Genomic DNA, 22,607 nt, shown 5'->3' with positions numbered 1-22,607 from the left:
GTGCCTGTCGCATATGTACGACAAAACCACCAAAACGGCCGCCTCTAACCCTTTGAAACACATTCCACCGAAGTTAAAAAAGCCCACATGAATGTGGGCCGAGTCTCACGCAAATGACAGCTGTCGTGCTGACAAACTACCGCACCTAGCCAGTGATCAGAACGCAGTCACACCGCCATCAACGGCCAGCGAATGTCCGGTAGTAAATGCCGCGCCATCGCTGCACAGATACAGCACCGCACTGGCAATCTCCTCCACCTTGCCAATCCGCCCCACCGGGTGCATGGCGGCAGCGAAATCGGCTTTCTTCGGATCGGCCTCATAAGCCCTGCGGAACATATCGGTATCGATCACCGCCGGGCACACCGCGTTCACGCGGATCTTTTTCTTCGCATATTCAATCGCCGCTGATTTGGTCAGGCCAATGACGGCATGCTTGGACGCTGCGTAGATGCTCATCTTCGGCGCCGCGCCAAGGCCAGCTACCGATGCGGTGTTGACGATGGCTCCGCCGCCCTGGGCCAGCATCAACGGCAATTGGTACTTCATGCACAACCAGACGCCTTTGACGTTTACCCCCATGATTGCGTCAAATTCATCGATGGAACCATCGGCCAACTTGCCCTTCTCGATCTCGATGCCCGCATTGTTGAAGGCGTAATCAACGCGTCCATAGGCACTCACTGCCTGCGCCAGCAAATTTTGCACATCGTTTTCGTCGGTAACGTTACAGCGCACAAACAGCGCTTCACCGCCTGCTGCGCGGATCAACTCGACCGTCCCTTCGCCACCGGCTGCATCAAGATCCGAAACCACTACTTGTAACCCTTCGGCGGCAAATGCCTGTGCGGTTGCGCGACCAATCCCGGCTGCACCACCCGTCACCAACGCTACCCGACCAGAAAACGTCATGCTCATTGTTATGCCCTCGAAAGATGGGAGTGATCGACTGCAGGCAGTCTAGCCACCCGCCCACCACGCGCGGCAGCACTATTGAAGGGCCGGTTGGCCAGCCATGAGTCCCAGTGATAAGTAGCTCGGGCCAACTATCACTGCTTTGGATCGGGTTGTATTCGCTGGCACGGCAGACCTTGCGACATCGACCTCGAGGGTCTATCAATCAGTCTTCCTTCACCCTTGAGTGACCGCCATGACTGCCCAGACCAATCGTCAATTCCTGCTCGCCAAACGCCCGGTAGGCGCTGCGACCCGTGAGACGTTCACCTACCAGCAAGTCCCGGTCGGTGAGCCAGCGGCGGGTCAGATCCTGGTCAAGAACCAGTACTTGTCGCTGGACCCTGCCATGCGTGGCTGGATGAATGAAGGCAAGTCCTACATTCCGCCGGTGGCCATTGGTGAAGTCATGCGCGCGCTGGGTGTAGGCCAAGTCATTGCCTCGAACAATCCGGGCTTTGCCGTGGGCGACTACGTCAATGGTGCACTGGGCGTGCAGGATTACTTCCTCGGCGAGCCGCGGGGTTTCTACAAAGTCGATCCGAAACTGGCGCCGCTGCCGCGTTATTTGTCAGCCTTGGGCATGACCGGCATGACCGCGTACTTCGCCCTGCTAGATGTCGGCGCACCGAAAGCCGGTGATACCGTGGTGCTGTCCGGTGCAGCCGGCGCCGTAGGCAGCATTGCCGGGCAGATAGCCAAGCTCAAGGGCTGCCGAGTGGTGGGGATTGCCGGGGGTGCCGACAAGTGCAAATTCCTGGTCGATGAACTGGGTTTCGACGGCGCCATCGACTACAAGAGCGAGGACGTGGTGGCCGGTCTCAAGCGCGAATGTCCGAAAGGCGTGGACGTGTACTTCGACAACGTCGGCGGTGACATCCTCGATGCGGTGCTCAGCCGCCTGAACCTCAAGGCCCGGGTAGTGATCTGCGGTGCCATCAGTCAGTACAACAACAAGGAAGCGGTCAAGGGCCCGGCCAACTACCTGTCGCTACTGGTCAATCGCGCGCGCATGGAGGGCTTCGTGGTGATGGATTATGCGGCGCAATACGCCAGTGCCGCCCAGGAGATGGCCGGTTGGATGGCCAAAGGGCAGCTCAAGAGCAAGGAGGATATCGTCGAAGGGCTGGAGACGTTCCCCGAAACCCTGATGAAGCTGTTCAACGGCGAGAACTTCGGCAAGCTGGTGCTGAAAGTGTGACGCAAAGCATTGCGGGAGCCGCCAGGCGGCTCCCGCAAAACCTCAGGCCAGTTCGGCGACGACGTCGGCCAATGCCTTGGCCGGATCGGCCGCCTGGCTGATCGGACGACCGATCACCAGGTAATCGGAGCCGGCGTCCAGCGCCTGGCGCGGGGTCAGGATCCGGCGCTGGTCGTCCTGGGCGCTGCCTGCCGGACGGATTCCCGGGGTCACCAGTTGCAGCGACGGGTGCGCCGCCTTCAGGGCTTGGGCTTCCAGCGCCGAGCACACCAGGCCATCCATCCCGGCTTTTTCCGCCAGGGCCGCCAGGCGCAGCACTTGCTCCTGTGGTTCGATGTCCAGGCCGATACCGGCCAGATCCTCACGCTCCATGCTGGTCAGCACGGTCACGCCGATCAGCAACGGCTTCGGACCGCTGCGCTGATCCAGCACTTCGCGGCAGGCCGCCATCATGCGCAGGCCACCGGAGCAATGCACATTGACCATCCACACGCCCATCTCGGCCGCGGCCTTGACGGCCATGGCGGTGGTATTCGGGATGTCGTGGAATTTCAGGTCGAGGAACACTTCAAAACCCTTGTCGCGCAGGGTGCCGACAATTTCCGAAGCGCAGCTGGTGAACAACTCTTTACCGACCTTGACGCGGCACAGCTTCGGGTCCAACTGGTCCGCCAGTTTCAGTGCGGCGTCACGGGTAGGGAAATCCAGGGCGACGATGATAGGAGTCTGGCAGGCGGACATGAGTGGGCTCTCAGGCAAGTCGAAATCGGCGCGCATTGTAGCGGAACACGAGCCCGTCCGGGACCCGATGATCGGTAAATCATCCTTTACCCCTAAAAACCCCAGGCTCAGCGCCTCTCTTCTACCCGCGCCTGGCTCTTGCTCCAGTCAGTCAGGAGGCTATACGCCACCGCCAGCAGGGTTGGACCAATGAACAGGCCAATGAAGCCAAAGGCGATCAAACCGCCGAACACCCCGAGCAGCACGATTACCAGCGGCAGATTGCCACCACGGCTGATCAGGTAAGGTTTCAGGACATTATCCACACCGCTGATGATGAACGTACCCCAGATCCCCAGGAATACCGCATAACCATACTCGCCCTTCCACACCAGCCAGGCAGTGGCCGGAATCCATACCAACGGCGGGCCCATGGGAATCAGGCTGAGCAGGAAGGTCACGATGCCCAGCACCAGCGCCCCCGGCACACCGGCGATCAGGAAGCCGATCAGCGCCAGCAGCGCCTGCGCCGCCGCCGTACCAATGACCCCGTTGACCACGCGCTGGACCGTCCCGGCTACGAGTTCGATGTAATAACCGGCACGATCACCAATCAGGCGCTCCAGCAGGCGATGAACGAACATCGCCAGGCGTGGACCATCCCGATAGAAGAAGAACACGAAAACGATACTCAGGGTCAGTTCAAGGATACCGCCGCCGATCTGCGCACTGCGCGCCAGCAACCAGTTACCGACCTGCCCGAGGTGCGGCTTGATCGCCACCATCAATGCGGCACCTTGCTGGTCGATGCTGTTCCAGATACCCACCAACCGCCCGCCCACCAGCGGCACGCCGGCCAACCACAGTGGTGCCTCGGGCAGGCCGTCGACCTGCACGTCCTTGATAAAGGCCGTGGCATCGCGCACGTGATCCGCCAAATTCAAGCCCAGCCAAACCAGTGGCGCCGCCACCAGCAGCATCCAGCACAGGGTCAGCAATGCCGCTGCCAGGGATTCGCGCCCCTTGAGCCAACCGGTCAACAGACGCATCAGCGGCCAACTGGCAAACGCCAGCACCGCGCCCCAGAACAGCGCCGACCAGAAGGGCGCCATCACCCAGAAGCTGGCACCAAATAACACCAGAAGGAGGATTTGCACCAACAGGCGATCGTTATTGAGCATGGACAATCTCGAACAGGGTTAGTCAAAAGGTGCACGGGCGGACAGCCGATGGCGCGTCCGCCTGCACAGAGCTTAACGCAAGAGTTCGAAATGCAGGCCTGGCGCTTGCATCTCGCCCAGTTCCAGTCGAGCGTTGCGCACGCCTGCGGCGATCAGGGCCTGGCGCCAGGCCTCGGCCTGAGTACCGGAAATACTGACGCGAGAGGTGGTGTCGAGGTTCAGTCCACGGGACAACAGCGTGACCCAGAGCGCCTGCGGGTCGCCGGTCAGGCGTGCCAGGTCAAGCTTGCCGGTGTCCTTGAGCTGGCGCAGCAAGGTCGCGGAAGTGGGCAACACCTCGCCCAATGGCGCACTGGCGTCGAACTGCTCGACATGCAGGTAGGCCCGGCGATTACCTCGGGTGACGCTGTACAACGCTACCAGCGAGTTGTCCTGTGGTGCGGCCAGGCGCAGCAACAGGTAGGACTGCTCGGTATCGGCCCCGGAGAGCTTGGCGTTGCCGAAGACCTCATTGGCCCACAGGCTGTTTTCACCGCAATCACGCGCCTGACACCAGAACAACAGTTCGGCGCCCTGCTTCTGCAAGGTTTCCCGAGCGTTGGTGAAGGCCGCTTGGGCCGTGTGCTCCGCTGGCAACTCATAGGTCACTGCGGTCAACTGCCCACGGGGATTGAGCTGGCTCTCGGAGCGGATCCGGTTACTGATCTTGCGGATCGAACCCATCGGGTATAGCCGCTCCAGTTGCGCGGCCTGACGATAATCGACGATTTGCGCGTCGTCCGGACGGGGCAACAAAGGTAAATCCTGGCTGCCCGGTACATCGGCAGCCACTGCCAGCGAACTGAAACAACCAACCACCAGCAAACTGATAAAACGCATGGGCTTCAACCTTGAAGAGACTCTCATCGGATCAACATGGACTGGGCGCCCTTGATGACACTGGCATCGTCGATCCGCTGCGGGACCCGCAAACCACGCTGCACCGCGTCACGCCCGGCCATGGTTGCCATCCAGCGCTGCAGGGCCGGCAAGCCGTCGACCGAGATACCGGACCACTCATGACCACGGACCCAGGGGTAGGTGGCGATGTCGGCAATGCTGTAGGTGTCGGCGAGGAATTCGACGCTTTGCAGGCGGCTGTCGAGCACTTCATAGAGACGGCGGGTTTCATGCTGGTAGCGGTCGATGGCGCCCTGGAGCTTTTCCGGGAAGTAGCGGAAAAACACATTCGCCTGGCCCTGCATCGGCCCGACTCCCCCCATCTGGAACATCAACCACTGGATGACCAGGGAACGTCCCTTGGGATCTTTGGGCAGCAGTTGCCCGCTCAGTTCTGCCAGGTACAGAAGAATCGCGCCGGACTCGAACACGGCGAAATCGCCGTTGGCACGATCGACAATCGCCGGGATCCGGCCATTGGGATTGATCTTGAGAAACTCGGGGGTCTTTTGTTCCTTCTTGTCGAAACTCAGGGCATGCACCGTGTAGGGCATGCCGAGCTCTTCGAGCACGATAGAGACCTTGTAGCCATTCGGGGTCGCAGCGGTGTAGAGATCTATCATGGTTGTCTCCCATTTCAACCCGCCCAGCCTCGACAGTTGCCCGCGGCAAGTCAAGGAATGGCGAAGAACCGATTGAAACAGTCTGCAACAAGGGTTGCACCGTGCTCGTCGTTCAAGTGCAGATGATGGCCGCCCGGCAGCTGTTCGCGACTGAAGGGTAGACGCTCCAGCAATTCGGGATGTTTGCCGAGCATGCCGTCCTCGGCGACCACCAGGTGCGCCGGGCAGGTTCGGCGCAGGGCGAACGACATCGCCTGTTCGCTGGACAGGCGCAAGGCTGAAGGCAGTGTCAGGCGGCTGTCAGTGCGCCAGGTGTAGCCACCCGGAACCGGCATCAGGCCGCGCTGGGCGAGCAACTCGGCGGCCTCGCGACTAACCGCGACCAAGCCCTTCATGCGCACTTCCACGGCGCGTTCCAGGGTCGGATACACCGGCTTGGTTTTGCCCAGCAGATCGAGCTGGGCCTGCAAGGCCATGCCCATGCGTTCAGCTGCGTTGTCGTGCTCGGCGGTCGGTGGAATGACCCCATCGATCAGCGCCAGGTGAGTAACGCGCTCGGGCATGGCCCCGGCGAGCACCAGCGCAACAATTGCTCCCAGGGAGTGCCCCAGCAGGGCAAACCTCTCCCAGCCAAGCTGCTCGGCAACTTGCAGCACGTCGTAGGCGTAGTCCCACAGCGCGTATCCGGCACCTGGGGGGCGATGCCCGGAATGACCGTGCCCGGCCATGTCCAGGGCGACGATGCGCAGCCCCTGAAGTTTCGGCGCCAGACGCGCAAAGCTGTTGGCATTGTCCAGCCAGCCGTGCAAGGCGATCACCGGCAGGCCATCTTCAGGCCCGAACAGATGGGCGGCCAGCTCGATGTGAGGCAGGTTCAGGCGCACTTCCTCGACGCCGCTCATGCGCAACTCCGGTCGCAGCGACCTTGCCAGCGCTGGAACAGGTCCTTGATCAGCGCAGCGGTGTTGTGTGGCTGTTCAAGGGGAAACATGTGCCCTCCCGGCACGCTCAGCGCCTCACCCTGTGGCATGCGATCGACAGCGTTGGCGTGATGACGCATCACCACCCGGCTCTGGCGACCACGCACCACGGCCAGAGGCACTTGCAACTGGCGTGTGCGCCCCGGGCTGGTATGGGGTACACCGCGGTAGATATTGATTTCAGTAGCCGGATCGAAACGCAGGCGCAGGCGATCACCCACCTGATGCAGACCGTGCTGCAGGTAGGCGTCGAAACACTCGGGGTCAAAACCGCGAAACAGGCTCTTGCCGGCGAAATAGCTACGGGCCGCTTCCAGGTCGTCGAATTCTTCCCGTCGCCCCAGCGTACGCCCTGCCGGGGTCAGGCGATCGATAAAGCCGAAGCGCTTGGCGGCGCGGATGATCCATTGATCGGAACGGGTCAGTACCGGCGAATCAAGCATCACCACGCCGCGATAAAGCTGTGGACAACGCAGGGCCGCGTGCAGGTGCAGGACACCGCCAAAGGAATGCCCGACGCCCCATACCGGCTCGGGTTGCTGTTCCAGGTGGTGGATCAGCTCATCCACCAGGTTGTACCAGTTATCGTCCGCCGGAAACCTGGGGTCATGGGCGTGCTGCTGCAGATGCGCGACCCGATATTCAGGCGCCAGTGCGGCGAACAACTTGCCGTAGGTACCTGAAGGAAAGCCATTGGCATGGGCGAAAAAAATCTGCTGCGGCATAACGGCGCGTCCATAAACGAAATCAACCTTGATTGTCCGTAAGACGCCGCCCTACAGCAATGACCGTAACTGCCATGAATGATGACAGTCAGGCCATCGCCGCGATTGCTCCCTGCAGCCCGGCCTTGGTAGCTCAGCGTGCCGGCGGATTTTCACCCAGCGGCACCACCGCCATGGTCAGGCGCGACACGCAACTGGCCTTGCCCTCATCGCTGCTCAGGCGAATGTCCCAGACATGGGTGGTGCGCCCGATGTGAATCGGTGTGGCCACCGCCGTGACGCGTCCACTGCGCAGGCCGCGCAGGTGGTTGGCATTGATTTCCAGGCCCACGCAATAAAACTTGCTGGTATCGATGCACAGGTAGCTGGCCATCGAACCAACCGATTCGGCGAGCACCACCGACGCGCCGCCATGCAACAAGCCGTAGGGCTGATGAGTACGATGGTCGATGACCATGCTCGCGGTCAGTGACTGCTCGTCGAAGGACTCGAAACGGATGTCCAGTACTTCACCGATGGTGTTTTTCTGAATCGCATTCAGTTGTTCAATGTTCGGGGTGGTACGCCACAGACTCATCACTTCATCCCTTGTTGGTGTTGTTGTACGTCAATCCTGCCATAGCACGGCTTCGCTGCGGGCGCTCCATTCTTCGAAGCGTGCTCCGTAAGTCGCCTCGATCACATTGCGCTTGATCTTCAGCGTCGGGGTCAGGAAACCGTTCTCGACCGCCCAACTGTCCTTGACCACCACCAGACGGCGCAAGCGCTCATGCTTGTCGAGGGCCCCATTGACCTCTTCGAGCAGGCGCTCCAGGCTCGTCTGCAAGGCGTTACGCGCAGAACTGGTGGCGTCCTGCAGGCCGACGGCGGACAACACGCAAAGCCCCAGCGGCGCGCTCAGCCCATCGCCCACCACGCACACCTGTTCGATGCGGTTATGCACCGCCAGACGATTTTCAATTGGCGCCGGCGCAACGTACTTGCCTTTGCTGGTCTTGAAGATTTCCTTGAGCCGCCCGGTCAGGCGCAAATAGCCTTCGGCGTCCTGCTCACCCTTGTCGCCCGTGCGCAAAAAGCCGTCCTCAGTCAGGGTTTCGGCGGTCTTGCGCGGCTCTTTGAAGTAACCCTGCATGTTCGCACCGCTGCGCACCTGGACCTCGCCCGCCTCGTCGATGCGAACCTCTACTTCCGGGCACGGCTTGCCGATCCAGCCCGACCGCTGCTGTCCTGCCAGGGAAATATGCGAGTAACCGCAGCTTTCGGTCATGCCGTAGACCTCAAGCACATCCAGCCCGAGGCGTTTGTACCAATTGAGTAATGCCAGCGGCACCGGGGCGGCACCGGACAGGGCAACGCGCAGCGCATCCAGCCCCAGGCCGGCGAGCACCTTGTGCCCGACGCGCTTGCCGATGATCGGCAAGCCCAACAGCAGATCGAGGCGCTTGGCCGGGATCTTGTTGTACACGCCCATTTGAAATTTGGTCCAGATACGCGGAACACCGAACAGCGCCGTGGGGCGCGCACGCCGTAGATCCACCAGGAAGGTGTCCAGACTTTCGGCGAAGAACACCGTCTGGCCCGTGTAGATCGACGCCAACTCGACAAACATGCGCTCGGCCACATGACACAGTGGCAGGTACGACAGCAGTCGATCCGACTCGTTGAGGTTAAACAGCTGAGTGCCACGGGTCGCGGCAAATCCGAGGTTGCCGAAGTTGTGCATCACACCCTTGGGCAACCCCGTGGTCCCCGAGGTATAGATGATGGTCGCCAGTGCGTCGGCCGCCGGGGTCGGGCTGTCCTGGATTGGCGAGCAGCGCTGCAGGTCGGCCCAACTGAAGTCGAACATCCCTTCCGGACACAGCGGCAGGCTGACAGTTGGCAGGTCGGCGCTGACCCCTCGGGACATGCCCGACCAGTCGTCCAGCTTGCCAATGAAGGCAAGCGCCGCTTCGGAATGATCAAGCACCTGGGCCACTGATTCGGCCGTCAGGTTGGGGTAAAGGGGAACGGAAACGTGCCCGGCCATCCAGATCGCCAGGTCGGCGATGATCCAGTGCGCGCAGTTTTTCGAGATCAGCGCAATGTGGCTGCCCTGGGGCAACTCGCGCGCCCGAAGCCAGTGTGCGGCACAACGGGCCTGATGACCGACGTCGGCCCAGGTCAGGGTTTCCACCTGGCCGCCGGCCGACGGCTGCACCAGAAAACGCTGGGCGGGATGCCGACCTTCTCGCTCGTAGAACACTTGCAGCGGCAAACGAAAAGCGGCGGACATGGCGGGCGCTCCTTTTTGTTCGATGTGGCGGCAAGCGTAGACCAACCAAGCGATTGCTTGGTTGGCAATTGTAAACAAAGATATTCAACGCGGCCCCAGCCCATGTCGCCAGCTGCGTTGAGCGGCCCAAGAGCCGCGCCGATCAGTGCTTGGGGTGCTTGAGGCTGTTGAGCTTCATCAGCCCGGCCATTGGCCACTCGCCCTCCAACTCCGCCAGGGTCGCGGTGTGGACGGTTTCCGGCGCCTGCACATGACCATGCTGCAGGTAGCCCAGCAGGTTGCTCACCAGCGGGTTGTGACTGACCAGCAGCACGTTGTCCGCGGTGGCCAGTTGCTCCGCCACGGCTTGCGGACGGTTGTCCGGCGTCAACCATTCAACGGTGCGCAGATCCGGTGTGAAACCGAGAACCTCACGCACGATCTGCGCCGTCTGCTGCGCACGCAGGTAAGGGCTGGCGTAAATCGCCGTCAAGGGTTTGCCCATCAACTTCGCAGCACTGCGCAGGACCTCTTTGCGACCCCGCTCGGTCAGGGCTCGTTCCGAATCAGGACGCGAGCCGTACGGCTCAGCTTCGCCGTGACGCAGGACCCAGATTTTCATAGCTTCGGTTCCTCATCACGAACCGGGTGCGGAGCTGGCGGGACGCTATGGGGCGCCTCGCCTTCCGGGGTGCGCGGGGTTGGCCAGTCGGCAAATGGCCAGGGTTTCTGGTCACTGTGAAAGCTGCCGAAACGGCCGATCTGCGCAAGGAACTGGCTCAGGCTATCGCCGAAGTTCATCAGACCGGCATTCGGGGCGCCGTAAATCAGTCGATAGATCAACTGCACCACCACCAGCGCGCCGAGCAGGAATTGCGCCACCTGCCAGACCAGCACAAACACCAGCATCCACAACACGCGCAGGGCAATGGATTCGTACTTGGCGTCTACTTTGGGTTCGTTCATGGGTTGCTCCCTGGCTCGAGTGTTCAGTTAAAACCGCTGGTAGAGATGAAATCGACATCAGTTTTCGGTTCGCCGCGCATCAGCAGTTCAATTACCTGTTCAAGCGTGCGCCCTTCAAACAGAATCGCGTGCAGGCCGGCGACCAGTGGCATGTAGACCCCGACTTCCTGAGCCTTGGCCTTGAGCACTTTGAGAGTGTTAACGCCTTCAGCCACTTCGCCCAGGCGCGTCACGGCCTCTTCCAGGCTCAGGCCCTGGCCAAGGGCGAAGCCCACTTGATAATTGCGGCTCTTGGGCGAGGAGCAGGTGACGATCAGGTCGCCGACGCCGGCCAGGCCGAGAAACGTCATCGGGTTGGCGCCCTGATTCACCGCAAAGCGGGTCATTTCTGCCAGCGCCCGGGTAATCAGCATGCTCTTGGTGTTCTCGCCCATTCCGAGCGCCACCGCCATGCCGGCGATGATCGCGTAGACGTTTTTCAGCGCACCGCCCAACTCAACGCCAAAACGGTCGCCACTGGCGTACACGCGGAACGTCCGGCCATGCAATGCCGCCTGCACCGCTTGGCACAGCGCTTCGTCCTCACTGGCCACCACGGTTGCCGTCAGCGCGTGCTCAGCCACTTCACGGGCGAGGTTCGGCCCGGACAGCACGCCGATGCGCGCCTGCGGTGCGATCTCTTGAAGAATTTCGCTCATCAACTTGAAGGTTTGCGCCTCAATGCCTTTGGTCAGGCTAACCAGCATCTTGCCGCTCAGACGCTCAGCGTGCGGGGCCAATACCGAGCGCAGGGCGCTGGATGGCAAGGCAACGAAACACAGGTCGCAGTCGTTGAGGGTCGTCAGTAAATCCGTGACCGGCTCCACGGCCGAGTGCACTTTGATACCTTTGAGGTAGCGCGGATTCTCACGATTGACGCGAATGGCTTCGGCCTGATCGGGATCACGCATCCACTGTCGAACCGGATGACCGTTTTCCGCCAGCAAATTAGCCACAGCGGTACCAAAACTCCCGCCTCCCAGGACCGCAATAGGGCGCTGTTCTGTCATATCCAATCCATTAATCCATACCAGTGGCGATGGCGGCATTATACGGGGCGGTCGACCATCGGCCAGCCCCAGAGAAAATTACCGACACTTGTAGGAAGCTAGACAACAAATCCGAGGAAAACGCTGATAACGTAAATGGAAAAATAAACTGGCTCGGTTAACATGCGCCCCCTCCAAACGGTATCAAGGCTGTTCCGTGTTTGCTGGTCCCTGCCCTCTACGTTCGTCGCTGGCCCTGGCGCTGATCTTCAGCGACACGTTGCTGGCCGATGACCTGTTCCTCGACAACACGCAGTTGCCGCAAGTGCTGACGGCCACCCGACTCAAACAATCGCCTGCCGCCGTACCGGGCAGCATGACTGTGATTGATAGCCAACTGATCAAGGCCAGCGGCGCGCGGGACATCAGCGAAGTGCTGCGACTGGTGCCAGGGATGATGGTCGGCAATCTCACGGGCAACCAGCCGACCGTCAATTATCACGGCACCAACGCCAGCCAGGCGCGACGCATGCAAGTGCTGCTCGATGGCCGCTCACTCTACCGGGCCGGCCTGGCGACCGTGGAATGGAGTGACATCACCGTAGCGATGGAGGACATCGAACGGATCGAGGTTTTTCGTGGCCCCAATACGGTCAGCTACGGCGCCAATGCCCTGATGGCGGTGGTCAATATCATTACCCGCTCGCCCGCCCACAGCCATGGTTCGAGGGTCAAGGTTACCCGCGGTCAACGCGGCATCAACGACTGGTATGCCAGCCACGGCAACGGCTGGGCGTCCGGCGACATGCGCCTGTCACTGTCCGGCCAGCAGGACGATGGGTTCGACACCCATCAAATGGGCACGGACTATCGCGACAGTCGGCGCCTGGACCGCTTCAGCCTCGCTGTCAGCCAGGCGCTCGATGAGCGGCAGAGCATCGATTGGCAACTCAATGCCAAAGATGGCAGCAACCAACGGCCTTATACCTATCGTCCGGTGTTTTCCGGGATAACCGCTTCAGGCAACGGTTCCGATGTGATTGCCAAAACCTATGCCACCGCGCTGCGCTGGAATCTCGACTTCGATCCTGATCACAGCCTGTATGTCGAGGGCACCGCCCAGCATTGGGATCGCCAACAGACCTGGCGCGCTTGCGATGCCGAGATCTCGTTCAGCCCGCAGTTGACTGAGCTTTGGCAGTTGAACCCGAACTACGCCGAACAACTGGCGCGGCACATGGACAGCTTTACCGGCAGCGGCGCACCCTACGCCGCACCAGCGGAACAAGCGCTGGCCAATCAGGTGCTGGCGCAATGGAAAGGCGGCGCCAATCGAACCCTGTGCGGCGACATCGACCAAAGCAGTCGCGAATCGCGCTACGAAGTGGAAGTGCAGGACACCCTGGGCCTCTCCGACAGCCTGCGACTGGTCAGCGGCCTGAACTACCGTTACGACCGGGCCGACTCCGAGACCTACTTCAATGGCACCCTGGCTGAAACGACCTGGCGTCTGTTCGGTCAACTGGAGTGGCGTGCCACTGAGCATTGGCTGCTGCAGGGCGGCGCCATGTACGAAACCAACTACCTGATCGGCGACTCGCTGACACCGCGCTTCGCGATCAACTACCTGATCAATCCGCGCCACGGCCTGCGGGCGGTCTATTCGGAAGCCGTGCGCTCCCCGGACATGTTCGAGGACAACGTCAACTGGAGTTACCAGGTCAACGGACTGCAGCCCGCCGCCTACGGCCGGAGCAGTGCCCGCTATTTCGTCAGGACCCGCGGTCCGGGCGATCTGGAGCAAGAGCACATGCGCTCGCGTGAAGTGGGCTACAACGGTTTCTTCCCGGACTTTGGGCTGAACCTCGACGCGAAACTGTTCCATGACGAAATCACCGGCATGATCAGTGAGCCCCTGCGCAACAATCAGTACATTGCCAGCAACGCCAACACCGCGCGCTTCCAGGGTGGCGAAGCCCAGCTCGACTGGCGCGTGACCGCCGCCGATCGGCTGCGCCTGACCTACGCCTATGTCGATGCGCAGGCCAGCAGCCCTCTGGATGAGCCATTGACCGCGCGCCACAGCGGTTCCGCCGGCTGGCTGCGGGATTGGGGGCAAGGCTGGAGCAGCGCCCTCTTCTACTATGGCGCTGATGCGCTCAATGGTTACCGCTTCGAACGTGTCGATACGCGCATCGCCAAACGGCTGCTGCTGGGCAAGACCAGCCTGGAGCTGGCCGGCATGCTGCAGCAGCGGCTCGATCCGCAACCCACCACCTACGCCGACAATAACTACGACTCGCGTCACGTGGTGTATTTCAGCGCCGAGTTGACGTTCTGATATGAACCAGGCCCGCAGAGTGACTCGCGCAGTGAGCAGACTATGGTGTTGGTCGTGCATGCTGCTGCTCGCCAGCCTGTGCGCAGTGCCAGCGCGGGCAGCCGATGTGCTGCTGACCGGTGCCGAGAACAGCCCTGGCATGCAAGCGTTCACCCAGGCCCTCGCTGAACGGCGACCCAAAGACACTGTGCGCTTTATCGTCCTTGATCAGTTGCCGGCACCGTCGCGGATCCCCACCACTACCCGCCTGATTCTGCTGGACCTGGCCAGCCTTGACTGGCGCCTGCAGGACAATCAGGGGCCGCCCACCCTGGTGCTGCGGGTCAGCCGCGTGCAAGCCAATCAGCGCGTCGGCGAAACCCGGCCCATGCACCTGTGCCTACTCTGGAGCGATCCGCCCCTGAGCCGTCAATTGCGTCTGACCCGGATCCTGCTGCCGCAAGCCAGGCGAGTCGGCGTGGTGTACGGCAAAAACAGCGAATTCCTGCTCAAGGAACTGCATGGCAGCGCTCAGCACATGGGCCTGGAAATCGTCGCCGAACGTTGGGACGACACCCGCGACAGCCGGCCTCTGCAAGCGCTGCTGAAGAACAGCGATGTGCTACTGGGGCTTGATGACGCCGAGTTGTTTAATGCAAGCACCGCGAAAAACCTGCTACTGAGCAGCTACAGCCAGCAACAAGCGCTGATCGGCCCCAATGCGGGTTTCGTCAAGGCCGGCAGCCTGGCCAGTAGCTACAGCGATCAGGACGACTGGCTGGCGATCCTTGACGACCTGCTCGACCGTCCGCCCTCCATCTGGCCTCGCAGCCTGTATCCCAAGCGGTTCAAGGTGGCGAGTAACCCGCAAGTGGCGCGATCGCTGGGAATCGAGCAAATTGACCCGGCGACGGTCTCTCTTCAGTTGGCCGAAGGAGAATCGACTCCATGACCTTGCGCCGCCACTGGGGTATCAGCACCCGCACCCAGGTGATCAGTCTCGGTCCGGCCTTGCTGCTGACCCTGCTGCTGATCAGCTTCTTTACCTTCGTGCGCATCCAGGATCTGCGCCAGGAGCTCAACCACACCGGGCAATTGATCGCCAACCAACTGGCCCCCGCCACCGAGTACGGGGTGATTTCCGGCAACAAGGAAGTCCTCGAAAGCCTAATGAAGGCGACCCTGGCCACGCCCCATGTGCGCTTCCTGCAGGTCCGCGACAGCGCCAACAACATCCTGGTGCATGTCGAGCAGCCGTCGCTCTCCAGGGAAACATCGCAACTGGTCGAAGTGTTCCAGGCCCCGGTGCGCCTGCAGCGCATCTCGCTGAACAATGACTTTCTGCAGGGCGCGCCGCCGAATGGCGGAGTCGCCGAGGATTATTTGGGACGGGTGGTGGTCGGCATGTCCAACGACGCCTTCAACCAGCGCCAACAGGAAATCGTGCTCAAGGCCGGGATTCTCGCGCTGTTCGCCCTGCTCTTCACTTTCGTCCTGGCGCGTCGCCTCGCCGCCAGCCTGTCCGAGCCGATCAGCGCCATGGGCAATGCGGTGAAAGCGATCCAGCAAGGCGACTACAGTACCCCGCTGCCGATTGTCGATGATGCCGAACTGGGCAGCCTGGCGCGGCACATTAACAACCTCGCCGACGGCCTGAAACACGCCAGCCACGACCAGCAGCAAGCCATGGCCCAGTTGATCCAGACCCGCGAGGAAGCAGAAAAGGCCAACAGCGCAAAATCCGATTTCCTGGCAATGATGAGCCATGAATGGCGTACTGGGCATGCTGCAACTGCTCGAAACCACGCAGATGACCGATGAGCAGGTGGAATACGCGGCGCTGGCCTCCCAGTCCACCGAACACCTGCTCAAGGTGATCAACGATATTCTCGATTTCTCCCGTATCGAACGCGCGCCCTTCGAGTTGGAGCACATCGCATTCAATCTCGCCGACTTGATCAGCAGTTGCGCCCAGGCCTTCGCCCACAGCGCCGTGCAGCGCGGCCTGAAGCTGCAACTGCAGCTACCCGAAGGTATGCAGGCACTGCAAGTCCAAGGCGACCCTACGCGGATCCGGCAGGTTCTGGTCAACCTGATCGGCAACGCCTTGAAGTTTACTGAACGCGGCCAGGTGACCATCGAACCGCAGTGGCAATCCCTCGATCATGAATTGCTCTGGTTTACCTGCACCGTGCGCGACAGCGGCATTGGCATCGCCGCCGACAACCTGGAACCGATGTTCAATGCCTTCCAGCAAGCCGACAGTTCAATCTCCCGCCGCTACGGCGGCACAGGCCTGGGTCTGCCCATTGCCCGAGCCCTGGCCGAACGCATGGGCGGTACGCTGCGCGCGCAAAGCGAAGAAGGCCGGGGCTCGGTCTTTACTCTCGAAATTCCCTTGGCCCTGTCCCGCCAGGCCTTGCCACCGCCCACTCCGGCGCCGCGAGCCACGACCGTCAACGGTGCCGGGCGTCATGTCCTGCTGGTGGAGGACAACCCGGTTAACCAGACCGTGATTGAAGCAATGCTGCGCAGCCTGGGCTTTACCGTTAGCCTTGCCGACGACGGTGCACAGGCCGTGCAGAGCGCCGAAGGCCTGCGGTACGAGGCGATTCTGATGGATTGCCGGCTGCCAATCATCGACGGCTACGAAGCGACGCGGCAAATCCGCCAATTGCCCGGCTGCGCCGACGTGCCGATCATCGCCCTGACTGCCAACGCCCTGCAGGGTGACCGGGAAGCGTGTTTGTCGGCGGGCATGAACGATTACCTGGCGAAGCCTTTCAAACGCACTGATCTGCAGCAAATTCTCCAGCGTTGGCTGCAGTAGTACGCGGTTATCGAGCATCTGTGACTGGCGTGAAAGGCGAAAGTGCGGCAGTCTTAGACACCTCGACAGGCTCGTTTTTGGGCTTGAATAATAATTTCAGTGCACAAGTGTACATTCATGTCCCTTGTCCTGTGACTTTCACTACAACGCAATAGTCTATGAGTAGGCTGCCGTTACCAGGCATGAATGCCTTGTAGCGGCCGGGAAGATTCGCCCCACCTGCCGCATGGGATTATTGAGGAGCTCGCATGACCAAACAAAACGCCTTTACCCGGGAAGATCTGCTGCGCTGCAGTCGCGGTGAGCTGTTCGGCCCAGGTAACGCGCAACTGCCCGCCCCGAACATGTTGATGGTGGATCGCATCACCCACATCAGCGAAGAGGGTGGCAAGTACGGCAAAGGTGAATTGGTCGCCGAGCTGGATATCACCCCGGACCTGTGGTTCTTTGCCTGCCACTTTGAAGGTGACCCGGTGATGCCAGGCTGCCTGGGCCTCGATGCCATGTGGCAACTGGTTGGCTTCTTCCTCGGCTGGCAAGGCCTGCCAGGCCGCGGTCGCGCCCTGGGTTCGGGCGAAGTGAAGTTCTTTGGTCAGGTCCTGCCGACCGCCAGCAAAGTTACCTACAACATCCAGATCAAGCGCGTACTCAAAGGCAAACTGAACCTGGCCATCGCCGATGGTTCGGTCAGCGTTGACGGCCGCGAGATCTACACCGCCGAAGGCCTACGGGTCGGCGTATTCACCTCCACTGACAACTTCTAAGGGTTATTCGCATGCGCCGCGTCGTTATCACTGGTCTGGGCATCGTTTCGTGCCTGGGCAATGACAAAGAGACCGTCTCCGCTAACCTGCGTGCAAGCCGCCCGGGCATCCGGTTCAACCCGGAATATGCCGAAATGGGTCTGCGTAGCCAGGTTTCCGGCTCCATTGACCTCAACCTTGAAGAACTGATCGATCGCAAGATCTATCGCTTCGTCGGCCACGCGGCGGCTTACGCCTACCTGGCCATGAAAGACGCTATCGCTGACTCCGGCCTGACCGAAGAGCAGGTTTCCAACCCGCGTACCGGCCTGATCGCCGGCTCCGGTGGCGCATCGACCCTGAACCAGATGGAAGCGCTGGACATCCTGCGCGAGAAAGGCGTGAAGCGCGTTGGCCCATACCGCGTGACGCGGACCATGAGCAGCACCGTTTCCGCTTGCCTGGCCACCCCGTTCAAGATCAAGGGCCTGAACTACTCCATCGCTTCTGCCTGCGCCACCAGTGCTCACTGCATCGGTACCGCCATGGAACAGATCCAGATGGGCAAACAGGACATCGTGTTCGCCGGCGGCGGTGAAGAAGAGCATTGGAGCCAATCGTTCCTGTTCGACGCCATGGGTGCACTGTCCAGCAAGCGTAACGACACCCCGGAAAAAGCCTCCCGTGCCTACGATGCCGACCGTGACGGCTTCGTCATCGCCGGCGGTGGTGGCATGGTCGTGGTCGAGGAGCTGGAGCACGCTCTGGCCCGTGGCGCGAAGATCTACGCGGAAATCGTTGGCTACGGCGCGACTTCCGATGGCTACGACATGGTCGCCCCAAGTGGCGAAGGCGCAATCCGCTGCATGCAGCAGGCGCTGTCCACCGTCGACACTCCGATCGACTACCTGAACACCCACGGCACCTCGACTCCGGTCGGCGACGTCGCGGAAATGAAAGGTGTGCGCGAAGTCTTCGGCGACAAGGCTCCAGCCATCAGCTCCACCAAGAGCCTGTCAGGCCACTCCCTGGGCGCCGCAGGCGTTCACGAAGCGATCTACTGCATGCTGATGATGGAAGGTAACTTCATCGCCGGTTCGGCCAACATCGACGAACTGGACCCTGAAGTGGCCGATCTGCCGGTGCTGACCAAGACCCGCGAGAACGCCACCATCAACACCGTGATGAGTAACAGCTTCGGCTTCGGTGGCACCAACGCCACCCTCGTGCTGAAGCGCTGGGAAGGCAAGTGATTCGTCACTGCTGAACCCCACATGAAAACGCCCCGACTGGTTCGGGGCGTTTTTTATTGTCGGCGTTTTTGCCGCCTGGCATCACTGAACGGTAAAACTCTGTTGTGTCAGCAAGCGATCGCCCTGGAACACCATGAAACACCACTCCCCCGGCACCACCTCGTGACTCTCGGTGAACTCGTAAGCCATCACATCCTGGGGGGCACCTGGCAGCAACTTCTGCATGACTTCCAGCTTATCGTGGCGCACGCCATCTGGGGTACGAATACCCGGCGTGAAATACAGCAATGTCAGCGGCTGGCCCTCGGCGGTTTTGCCTGCCAACTGGTAACGGATGCCGAACTTGGTGCCCAGTTTGGCCGGCACGGTATGTGTTGGCTCGATCGACTCGTTGCTGCGGCGTATCACCCGCTCCCCCGATTGCAGCTCAGCCTTGGTGCCTTCGAATACACCAAACTCCACCGGGCCTTGAACACTGACGTCGGCACCGGACAGGCCGCTGACCAGCATCAGCGGGGCCAGTACGCTTAAACGAACGAGGGACATATCACGCTCCTTGATTGAGATGAGCGCGAGGGTATGACGCCGGCGTGACAGGCTGATGACAGTCCTGCTCCGGCAGGTTCAGCGAGGCAACACCGCAAGAAAGTTGTCCCGCGCCACCTTGCGCGCCACGTCCTCGGGCAAGGCATCGAGAAACGGCTCGAAGCTGCGCATCTGCGCTCCCTGCTTGTTAAAGCGCCCGACCACATCGGATCCCAGCATGAAACGCTCGGGAAAGCGCTCCACCAACGCCAGCCACTCTTGTTGCGGCTGCCCCGCCTCATCCAGCAGATAAGGGTTCAGCACGCTCCAGGACAGGTCGACGAACAGGTTCGGATAGGTATCCAGCAGACGGGTCAAGGTGGGTAACAGGAAATCCATCCGGGTCTGATGCCGATGAATTTCCAGGCTGGTGCCAGCGTGCGCCCAGATAAAACGCGTATGGGGGTGATTACGCAGCGGTTCTTCAATTTCCGCCAGGTAGAGCGGATTCTTCTCACGCTTGGAGGTGATGTTGGAATGCAGCAACACCGGCAGATCATTCTCGGCGGCCAAATGATAAATCCGCGTCATGGCTTCATTGTTCGCCCGCGGCGTGTCGCCCGCGGTCAAGGCGGTCAGATCGTCGTGACGGGTAAACACCTCACCGATGCCCTGCCATAGCCCGAGATTGAGATCGAGCATGCGCTGGATATGGGCTGCGGAGTTCTTGTCATTGGGATTGAAGCCGGCAAGGAATGGATGGAAATGTTTGCGCTGCTCGGGCGTGAGCTTGTTTACGGCGTCGGCAACAATCACGTCAGTGGCGCTGTACCAATAGGCATCGGCGTCATCTCCGGCGTAGTAGCGCGGGCGCTTGGGCTCGTCTTCATGCCATTTCTTTGCCACTGGCACACCGGAAATCATCACGTGCTCGATACGATTTTCCTGCATCGACGCCAGAAGCTTCGGCATGCCTGCGGTTTCCTGGAAAAAATCCACGTAGTGCAGGTGCGCATCGCTGTAGGTGTATTCGCGGGCCTCGACCAGACCGCTCATTAACAGCAACCACCCGGCAATCTTCCAGGTTTTCCAAGGCATTCCCACGCTCCCACTGACCAGAGCAAGGTAGACCGCGACTGTCCATCCAGGGTTCAGCTGTAAAGAAAGTGGAACGCCATGCCGACCGGATGCTCTATAACTGCAAGGTCTCAGCCCGTTCTATCCACTGCCCACGAGGTATGCCATGACTGTCACCATCAATACCGAATCCAGCGAAGGGTTTCGCCACAGCGTGCAGATCGACGACCATCAGCTCTTCGCCGATGTCCCGGTAGCCGCCGGCGGCGAAGCCTCTGCTCCCGAGCCGCACGACTATTTCGACGCAGCACTGGGTGCCTGCAAGGCCTTGACCCTCAAGTTGTATGCGAAGAAGAAAGGCATCCCGCTGACCGGGGTCACGGTCGAGGTCAAGCATGACAACAGTGAAGAGCAAAAAGGCAAATACGCCTTGCACGTCAAGTTGACCCTCAAGGGCGTCCTCACCGACGCTCAACGTGACGAACTGCACCGTGTCGCCGACCGTTGCCCGATCCACAAGCTGATGACCACCAGTGAAGTGAGCATCGAAACCCACCTGTCCGAAGGCGCGCTCAGCCAGTAACAGCATTCGCAGGCGCTAGCGGTTATGCTCGACGGCATCACCGCTATTGCCTGGAAGGCCTCATGAACACTCCGCTCGTCATCCGCCCACGCCCTGAAGATGTCGAAGGTCAGCCGATCCTGCGTCCATTGCCGTCGGCCAAATGCCGCAACGTCGGCCCCTTTGTGTTTTTTGATCACATGCTCGAAACCACCTATCTGGCAGGCAAGGGCATGAACATCCGCCAACACCCACACATCGGCCTGTCGACCCTGACCTACCTGTTCGAAGGTCAACTGCAGCACAAGGACAGCCTCGGCTCCGACCAGATCGTCAAGGCCGGCGACGTCAGCTGGATGACCGCCGGCAGCGCGATTGCCCACGTCGAGCGCACTCCGCAGGCGCTGTGGGACAGCGAATTCAAGATGCATGGCCTGCAGATCTGGCTGGCCTCGCCCAAGGAGCACGAGCGAGGCCCGGGACACTACAGCTATCATCCAGCCAGCAGCTTGCCAGTCAGCGACAACCTGGGTGTGAAGATCCGCATGATTGCCGGTAGCGGCTTCTGCCTCGAATCGCCGGTCCCGGTGCTCTCCCCCACCCTGTACGCCGAGTTGCAACTGCAAACCGCGACCACCCTGCTGATTCCCAACGAGCATCAGGAGCGGGCGATCTACGTCCTCAGCGGCGACGCCCGACTCGACGACACCGCCCTGGAACCTCATGCGCTGGTGGTCTTGCCGCCCGGCGCGGAAATGATCCTGAGCGCCGCCAGCGACTGCCACGCCGTACTGTTCGGTGGCGCCCCGCTCGACGGACCACGGCGGATCAACTGGAACTTTGTCGCCAGCGATCCGGCTGCCATCGACGAGGCCCGCCGCCGCTGGGCGAGCGGCGACTGGCCAACGGTGCCGGGGGAAAACGAGCGAATCGAATTACCGCAGCGTTAGACCAACACCTCATCCAGCAAATTGTGCATCGCCAGGAACGCCCGCCCGGCGGTTTTGGCGTCGTACATCATCATGCCGGGCACCTTGGCATGGGGATCGGTAAAGGAGTGCACCGCCCCGCCGTAGCTGAGCAATTGCCAATCGACGCCCGCCGCATTCATCTCGGCCTCGAACGCCGGAAGTTGCTCCTTGGGCACCAATGGATCGGAGGCGCCGTGCAGCACCAGAACCGAGCCCTTGATGTTGTTAGCGTCGCTGGCATTCGGGGTGTCGAGGGTGCCATGGAATGACACTGCCGCTTTCACCGGCGCTCCGGTGCGGGCGAATTCCAGGGCGCAGCAACCGCCAAAGCAGAAACCGAATGTCGCCAGCCTCGACGTATCAACCTGCGCTTCGCCCTGGCTCTGCAACTGCTCGAATGCCGCCTGCATGCGCTTGCGCAACAGCGGCCGGTTATTCTTCAACGGCATCATCGCCGCCCCTGCCTCATCATTGTTACTCGGCCGCACCGATTGCCCATAGAGGTCGGCAATCAACACCACGTAGCCCTTGGCAGCGACCGACTTGGCAATCTCCTCGGCGCCAGCACTCACGCCCATCCAGTTCGGCGCCATCAATAGCCCCGGGCGTGGACCGGTATGACCGGCATCGAACGCCACGCGACTTTCGTAAGGTTGGCCATCAATCTGATAAGCCACTGAACGCACAGTGATTTGACTCATGACTCACTCCCGTCAAGAAACGCCAGAATGAAAAAAAACCCGCCGAAGCGGGTT

General features: G+C 61.1%; 22 protein-coding genes and 1 pseudogene. 8 read left to right on the top strand and 15 right to left on the bottom strand.

The genetic code is table 11. The annotated features are described in order from the left end of the window. Positions 1-156: 156 nt before the first annotated feature. Positions 157-918: an SDR family oxidoreductase gene (locus tag KW062_RS09045; RefSeq protein ID WP_027621113.1), complete on the bottom strand. Its 762-nt coding sequence runs from the start codon at positions 916-918 to the stop codon at positions 157-159. A gap of 232 nt (positions 919-1,150) precedes the next feature. On the opposite strand from KW062_RS09045, the gene KW062_RS09040 reads away from it, so the two are divergent. Then, positions 1,151-2,155, top strand: coding sequence for an NADP-dependent oxidoreductase (locus tag KW062_RS09040; protein WP_027621112.1), 1,005 nt, complete (start codon positions 1,151-1,153; stop codon positions 2,153-2,155). Between the two features lie 42 nt (positions 2,156-2,197). Here the strand turns inward: KW062_RS09040 and pyrF are convergent, their stop codons facing one another. The 11 genes from pyrF to KW062_RS08985 form a co-directional block, all read right to left on the bottom strand. Next, complete coding sequence (gene pyrF / locus KW062_RS09035) at positions 2,198-2,896, bottom strand: orotidine-5'-phosphate decarboxylase (RefSeq protein ID WP_027621111.1); 699 nt, start codon at positions 2,894-2,896, stop codon at positions 2,198-2,200. 107 nt (positions 2,897-3,003) lie between these two features. Further along, positions 3,004-4,056 (bottom strand): AI-2E family transporter, encoded by a 1,053-nt coding sequence (locus KW062_RS09030; RefSeq protein WP_105754383.1) that lies wholly within the window; start codon positions 4,054-4,056, stop codon positions 3,004-3,006. 72 nt (positions 4,057-4,128) lie between these two features. Continuing rightward, positions 4,129-4,935, bottom strand: coding sequence for a DUF4892 domain-containing protein (locus KW062_RS09025; RefSeq protein WP_177433248.1), 807 nt, complete (start codon positions 4,933-4,935; stop codon positions 4,129-4,131). A 23-nt stretch (positions 4,936-4,958) separates the two neighbouring features. Continuing rightward, positions 4,959-5,618, bottom strand: a complete 660-nt coding sequence (locus KW062_RS09020) for a glutathione S-transferase family protein (protein ID WP_105754381.1) — start codon at positions 5,616-5,618, stop codon at positions 4,959-4,961. Positions 5,619-5,668: 50 nt separating this feature from the next. Further along, positions 5,669-6,520 (bottom strand): alpha/beta fold hydrolase, encoded by an 852-nt coding sequence (locus KW062_RS09015; protein ID WP_027621107.1) that lies wholly within the window; start codon positions 6,518-6,520, stop codon positions 5,669-5,671. Continuing rightward, on the bottom strand, positions 6,517-7,323 hold the full coding sequence (locus KW062_RS09010) for an alpha/beta fold hydrolase (RefSeq protein ID WP_027621106.1): 807 nt from the start codon (positions 7,321-7,323) through the stop codon (positions 6,517-6,519). The genes KW062_RS09015 and KW062_RS09010 overlap by 4 nt, the downstream gene beginning before the upstream one ends. A 133-nt stretch (positions 7,324-7,456) precedes the next feature. Further along, the gene (locus KW062_RS09005) at positions 7,457-7,900 is read right to left on the bottom strand and encodes a hotdog fold thioesterase (protein WP_027621105.1); all 444 of its coding nucleotides are present in this window, start codon (positions 7,898-7,900) and stop codon (positions 7,457-7,459) included. 30 nt (positions 7,901-7,930) lie between these two features. Next, entirely contained in the window at positions 7,931-9,598 is a 1,668-nt protein-coding gene (locus KW062_RS09000; protein WP_105754380.1) for an AMP-binding protein, read from the bottom strand. 142 nt (positions 9,599-9,740) lie between these two features. After that, positions 9,741-10,199, bottom strand: coding sequence for a phosphohistidine phosphatase SixA (sixA, locus tag KW062_RS08995; RefSeq protein WP_105754379.1), 459 nt, complete (start codon positions 10,197-10,199; stop codon positions 9,741-9,743). Beyond that, positions 10,196-10,543: a DUF4389 domain-containing protein gene (locus tag KW062_RS08990; RefSeq protein ID WP_027621102.1), complete on the bottom strand. Its 348-nt coding sequence runs from the start codon at positions 10,541-10,543 to the stop codon at positions 10,196-10,198. The genes sixA and KW062_RS08990 overlap by 4 nt, the downstream gene beginning before the upstream one ends. A 23-nt stretch (positions 10,544-10,566) precedes the next feature. Further along, entirely contained in the window at positions 10,567-11,592 is a 1,026-nt protein-coding gene (locus KW062_RS08985; protein ID WP_027621101.1) for an NAD(P)H-dependent glycerol-3-phosphate dehydrogenase, read from the bottom strand. Between the two features lie 196 nt (positions 11,593-11,788). Here KW062_RS08985 and KW062_RS08980 point away from each other — a divergent pair, with 196 nt between their 5' ends. From KW062_RS08980 to fabB, 5 genes and pseudogenes are all read left to right on the top strand, one after another. Next, on the top strand, positions 11,789-13,912 hold the full coding sequence (locus tag KW062_RS08980; protein ID WP_027621100.1) for a TonB-dependent receptor plug domain-containing protein: 2,124 nt from the start codon (positions 11,789-11,791) through the stop codon (positions 13,910-13,912). Positions 13,913-13,970: 58 nt separating this feature from the next. Further along, positions 13,971-14,843 (top strand): ABC transporter substrate-binding protein, encoded by an 873-nt coding sequence (locus KW062_RS08975; RefSeq protein ID WP_256350924.1) that lies wholly within the window; start codon positions 13,971-13,973, stop codon positions 14,841-14,843. Further along, positions 14,840-16,721 (top strand): annotated as a pseudogene (locus KW062_RS08970) (ATP-binding protein). The gene KW062_RS08975 and the pseudogene KW062_RS08970 overlap by 4 nt, the downstream one beginning before the upstream one ends. 248 nt (positions 16,722-16,969) lie before the next feature. Then, entirely contained in the window at positions 16,970-17,485 is a 516-nt protein-coding gene (gene fabA, locus KW062_RS08965; RefSeq protein WP_027621097.1) for a 3-hydroxyacyl-[acyl-carrier-protein] dehydratase FabA, read from the top strand. A gap of 11 nt (positions 17,486-17,496) precedes the next feature. Further along, complete coding sequence (fabB, locus tag KW062_RS08960; protein ID WP_008016529.1) at positions 17,497-18,717, top strand: beta-ketoacyl-ACP synthase I; 1,221 nt, start codon at positions 17,497-17,499, stop codon at positions 18,715-18,717. Between the two features lie 81 nt (positions 18,718-18,798). Here the strand turns inward: fabB and KW062_RS08955 are convergent, their stop codons facing one another. Together KW062_RS08955 and KW062_RS08950 are read right to left on the bottom strand one after the other, a co-directional pair. Then, entirely contained in the window at positions 18,799-19,263 is a 465-nt protein-coding gene (locus KW062_RS08955) for a DUF3859 domain-containing protein (RefSeq protein WP_105754378.1), read from the bottom strand. Positions 19,264-19,341: 78 nt separating this feature from the next. Continuing rightward, positions 19,342-20,340, bottom strand: coding sequence for an amidohydrolase family protein (locus tag KW062_RS08950; RefSeq protein WP_105754377.1), 999 nt, complete (start codon positions 20,338-20,340; stop codon positions 19,342-19,344). A 145-nt stretch (positions 20,341-20,485) separates the two neighbouring features. On the opposite strand from KW062_RS08950, the gene KW062_RS08945 reads away from it, so the two are divergent. Further along, the gene (locus KW062_RS08945) at positions 20,486-20,902 is read left to right on the top strand and encodes an OsmC family protein (protein ID WP_105754376.1); all 417 of its coding nucleotides are present in this window, start codon (positions 20,486-20,488) and stop codon (positions 20,900-20,902) included. Positions 20,903-20,964: 62 nt separating this feature from the next. Continuing rightward, complete coding sequence (locus KW062_RS08940) at positions 20,965-21,831, top strand: pirin family protein (RefSeq protein WP_105754375.1); 867 nt, start codon at positions 20,965-20,967, stop codon at positions 21,829-21,831. Here KW062_RS08940 and KW062_RS08935 read toward each other — a convergent pair. Next, a complete protein-coding gene (locus KW062_RS08935; protein ID WP_027621092.1) occupies positions 21,828-22,553 on the bottom strand; it encodes a dienelactone hydrolase family protein in 726 nt (241 codons plus the stop codon). The two genes, KW062_RS08940 and KW062_RS08935, sit on opposite strands and share 4 nt — an antisense overlap. Positions 22,554-22,607: the final 54 nt, after the last annotated feature.

The organism is Pseudomonas fluorescens (genome assembly GCF_019212185.1).
Lineage (GTDB): Bacteria > Pseudomonadota > Gammaproteobacteria > Pseudomonadales > Pseudomonadaceae > Aquipseudomonas.
Note: the sequence above shows the minus strand (reverse complement) of the source record. Positions and strands in the feature narration are given on the sequence as shown.

Excerpts from the sequence above, each read along its gene's own strand:
- KW062_RS09045 (WP_027621113.1), bottom strand. The coding sequence starts at position 918 with ATGAGCATGACGTTTTCTGGTCGGGTAGCGTTGGTGACGGGTGGTGCA.
- KW062_RS09040 (WP_027621112.1), top strand. The coding sequence starts at position 1,151 with ATGACTGCCCAGACCAATCGTCAATTCCTGCTCGCCAAACGCCCGGTA.
- pyrF (WP_027621111.1), bottom strand. The coding sequence starts at position 2,896 with ATGTCCGCCTGCCAGACTCCTATCATCGTCGCCCTGGATTTCCCTACC.
- KW062_RS09030 (WP_105754383.1), bottom strand. The coding sequence starts at position 4,056 with ATGCTCAATAACGATCGCCTGTTGGTGCAAATCCTCCTTCTGGTGTTA.
- KW062_RS09025 (WP_177433248.1), bottom strand. The coding sequence starts at position 4,935 with ATGCGTTTTATCAGTTTGCTGGTGGTTGGTTGTTTCAGTTCGCTGGCA.
- KW062_RS09020 (WP_105754381.1), bottom strand. The coding sequence starts at position 5,618 with ATGATAGATCTCTACACCGCTGCGACCCCGAATGGCTACAAGGTCTCT.
- KW062_RS09015 (WP_027621107.1), bottom strand. The coding sequence starts at position 6,520 with ATGAGCGGCGTCGAGGAAGTGCGCCTGAACCTGCCTCACATCGAGCTG.
- KW062_RS09010 (WP_027621106.1), bottom strand. The coding sequence starts at position 7,323 with ATGCCGCAGCAGATTTTTTTCGCCCATGCCAATGGCTTTCCTTCAGGT.
- KW062_RS09005 (WP_027621105.1), bottom strand. The coding sequence starts at position 7,900 with ATGAGTCTGTGGCGTACCACCCCGAACATTGAACAACTGAATGCGATT.
- KW062_RS09000 (WP_105754380.1), bottom strand. The coding sequence starts at position 9,598 with ATGTCCGCCGCTTTTCGTTTGCCGCTGCAAGTGTTCTACGAGCGAGAA.
- sixA (WP_105754379.1), bottom strand. The coding sequence starts at position 10,199 with ATGAAAATCTGGGTCCTGCGTCACGGCGAAGCTGAGCCGTACGGCTCG.
- KW062_RS08990 (WP_027621102.1), bottom strand. The coding sequence starts at position 10,543 with ATGAACGAACCCAAAGTAGACGCCAAGTACGAATCCATTGCCCTGCGC.
- KW062_RS08985 (WP_027621101.1), bottom strand. The coding sequence starts at position 11,592 with ATGACAGAACAGCGCCCTATTGCGGTCCTGGGAGGCGGGAGTTTTGGT.
- KW062_RS08975 (WP_256350924.1), top strand. The coding sequence starts at position 13,971 with ATGCTGCTGCTCGCCAGCCTGTGCGCAGTGCCAGCGCGGGCAGCCGAT.
- fabA (WP_027621097.1), top strand. The coding sequence starts at position 16,970 with ATGACCAAACAAAACGCCTTTACCCGGGAAGATCTGCTGCGCTGCAGT.
- fabB (WP_008016529.1), top strand. The coding sequence starts at position 17,497 with ATGCGCCGCGTCGTTATCACTGGTCTGGGCATCGTTTCGTGCCTGGGC.
- KW062_RS08955 (WP_105754378.1), bottom strand. The coding sequence starts at position 19,263 with ATGTCCCTCGTTCGTTTAAGCGTACTGGCCCCGCTGATGCTGGTCAGC.
- KW062_RS08950 (WP_105754377.1), bottom strand. The coding sequence starts at position 20,340 with ATGCCTTGGAAAACCTGGAAGATTGCCGGGTGGTTGCTGTTAATGAGC.
- KW062_RS08945 (WP_105754376.1), top strand. The coding sequence starts at position 20,486 with ATGACTGTCACCATCAATACCGAATCCAGCGAAGGGTTTCGCCACAGC.
- KW062_RS08940 (WP_105754375.1), top strand. The coding sequence starts at position 20,965 with ATGAACACTCCGCTCGTCATCCGCCCACGCCCTGAAGATGTCGAAGGT.
- KW062_RS08935 (WP_027621092.1), bottom strand. The coding sequence starts at position 22,553 with ATGAGTCAAATCACTGTGCGTTCAGTGGCTTATCAGATTGATGGCCAA.